Raw genomic sequence first — 2,874 nt, forward strand, 5'->3', positions numbered from 1 at the left:
CAAACCACCACGAGCCACCGCACCGAACCGCAGATGCACACCCTCCACCCGCGGCGAATACACGAAGATCTCGTACTTCGGCCGCGGCTGCGGCAGTTCGGCGATCTCCTGCGGTTCCACCTTCACCGAGATGAAATCCCGGGGAGCGCCATCGGGATCGGTGACGTAGTAGTTGGTGCGCAGGGTGGCGCGGATCAGGCCGAGGATGGCCCGCAGGATGCGGTCCGCGTCCAGGCTCACGACCTGATCGATCCGTTCGTGCAGGCGCTCTTCGAGCTCGGCGGCCTGTTCGGTGGAGTGACTGTCCGGATCGAACCGGGCGGTGAACAACTGCGCGAACAGTTTCGCCGCATCGGGGTAGGTGTGCAGAACCCGGGCGATATTGACCTGGCTGTACGGGAACCCGGCCTGCTGTAGGTACTTCGCGTAGGTTCGCAGCACGGCGACCGCCCGCCAGGACAGTCCGGCCCGCAGCACCAGCTCGTTCAGGCCGTCGGCTTCGGCCCGGCCGTACCAGAGCGCGTCGAAGGCGGCGGTGAACCGGTCCCGCACCCGGTCGGCGGCGGCCCTACCCTTGGGCGCCGCGAGCGTATCGGGTGCCACCTCCAGCAGTTCGGCGTCGAGGTCCTGGTCGAGCGCACCGTGCAGCAGTTCGTGGCTCGCCAGGAGACCGAAATCGTAGATCCAGCGTTCCTCGGCGTCGTGGCCCTCGCGTTCCCGCCTGATGCGGTACGGGCGTTCGTCGAGCACCTCGACCCCAAGGCTCTGCAGCACCGGAAGTACCTGGCTGAGCGAGATTCCGGAGCCGCCGATGTAGAGGGTGAAGCGCCAGGAGCCCGCGGGCGCGCCGGCCACCCGGTACAGGTGCTGATCGATACTTCCCGTGCGCAACCGCTCCAGGCGATCGATATCGGCCAGCGCGCGCCGTGCGCTGAAATCCTGTTTGTAGCCTTCGGGGAACGCTTCGCAGTAGCGGCGCACGATCCGCGGATCGAGCACCGTCGACGCGTTCACGGCGTCGTTGAGATGGTCGTCCCAGGTGCGGCTGGCCTCGGCGAGCAGGTTCTGGATCCGCCGCCGTTCGTCCTCGGAGATCTCCTCGGCAGCACCCACCGGTTCCGTGGTGTCGGCGCCCGGCATCCGGATGGTGAAGTAGACGCTGGCGAGTTCGCTTTCGCTCACCCGGGCGGAGTAGTCGATCGATGCGCCGCCGAGCTCGCGAACCAGGACGTCCTGCATTTCCAGGCGGACAGCGGTGGTGTAGCGGTCACGGGGCAGGTACACCATGGCGGCGACGAACCGGCCGTAGGGATCGACCCGCAGGAACAGCCGCACCTGCCGCCGCAAACCGACATTGAGTACCGCGGTGGCCGTCCGGCGCAGGGTCGCGGCGTCGGAGGAGAACAGTTCGGTGCGCGGGAAGCCCTGCATCACTTCGAGCATGGCCTGGCCGGAGAAGGAGTCGAGGTCGAATCCGCTGTCGGTGATGGCGGCGCGGACCCGTTGCCCCACCACCGGTATGTCCAGGACGTTTTCGTGCAGCGCGGTGACCGTGAAGACACCGACGAACAGGTGTTCCCCCCGGACCTCGCCCGCGCTGTCCAGATCGGCGACGCCGATGTAGTACGGGTACACCGCGCGCTGCATGGTCACCGGGATCAGTCCCTGGGTCATCCGCAGCAGCGGCCGGGCACCCGCGGTGATCGGGACCTGGAAACCGGTCGCGGTGCCCGGGTGGAGCACGCCCAGTTCGGAATCGGCCACCGGGACCGGCAGTTCCGCACCCGGCTCGAGCCGGTAGCGCGCGTATCCGAGCATGGTGAAGTTGTCGTCGGCCAGCCACCGCAGCAGGCGGGCGCAGTCGGCGGGTTCGATATCGGCTTCGGCCGCGGCCGCGGAATCGCCGGCCTGTTCCAGCCGGGTCGCCAATTCGTCGACGATGGCGTGGATCGCCTCGGTATCGCTGCTCACCTGCCGTACATCTTTGATGACGTCCGGTACGGCGGCGGCGATCTCGTCGAGCAGCCGGGCGCTCGTCGCCGGGTGGAGTTGCAGGTGGATCCAGGATTCGCGACCGTCCCCGGTGCCGTTGCGCCGCAGGTCGGCCTCATGCAGGCGAGCCGCGGTGAGGGCGCCGCCGGAATCCCGTTCCACCGTGAAGATGGGGTGGATGACCTCACTGATGGTGCCGCCCATCCGGCCGAAGAGTGCCGTCACCGAATCGACCAGCATGGGCATATCGTCCGTGACGATCTGTACCGCGGCGCCCAGCCCGGACCCGTCGTCGGGGTGGTGGACCCGGACGAGGCCCTGACCCGGTTGCCGGGTCAGGGCCAGTGTCAGATGGGCACGGAAGGTCAGGGTCGGTGCGGTGATCTCACAGTCGGCGTCGTCGGTCTCGACATGCCGGAAATAGCCGTCCTCCAAGGTGCCGAGGTCGGCGCGTAGCGTGTCCGGCAGCTCGGCAGCCCATGCCTCGCTGGACAATTCGGACGAGACCGTCATTTCCCACTCCCTTGAATCCGGTATTTTTCTCGGACACACCGACACCGACCCCGAGGGTAGACCCGAAGCCGGGCAGCGGGAAAAGTCTCGCGGCGTTACCCGCGGGTCAGCTTGCGATGTGTCACTCGATGCGGCCGTGCGGCTTCCTGGCCGAGGCGCTCGATCTTGTTGGCCTCGTAGGCTTCGAAGTTGCCCTCGAACCAGAACCACTTGGCCTCGTTGTCGGCATCACCTTCCCAGGCGAGGATATGCGTACAGGTGCGGTCCAGGAACCACCTGTCGTGGGAAATGACCACGGCACAGCCCGGGAACTGCTCCAATGCGTTCTCCAGCGACCCCAGGGTTTCGACGTCGAGGTCGTTGGTGGGC

At 67.2% G+C, this 2,874-nt stretch carries 1 protein-coding gene and 1 pseudogene; both read right to left on the bottom strand.

The window, feature by feature from the left end; genetic code table 11:
• Positions 1–2,505, bottom strand: a 2,505-nt coding sequence (locus ACLML9_RS28345; protein WP_411948365.1) for an NAD-glutamate dehydrogenase domain-containing protein, incomplete at its 3' end; no start/stop codon positions are given.
• A 95-nt stretch (positions 2,506–2,600) separates the two neighbouring features.
• Positions 2,601–2,874 (bottom strand): annotated as a pseudogene (locus ACLML9_RS28350) (energy-dependent translational throttle protein EttA); the annotation flags it as partial.

This window comes from Nocardia sp. NPDC002869 (genome assembly GCF_046764065.1).
Lineage (GTDB): Bacteria > Actinomycetota > Actinomycetes > Mycobacteriales > Mycobacteriaceae > Nocardia > Nocardia rhamnosiphila.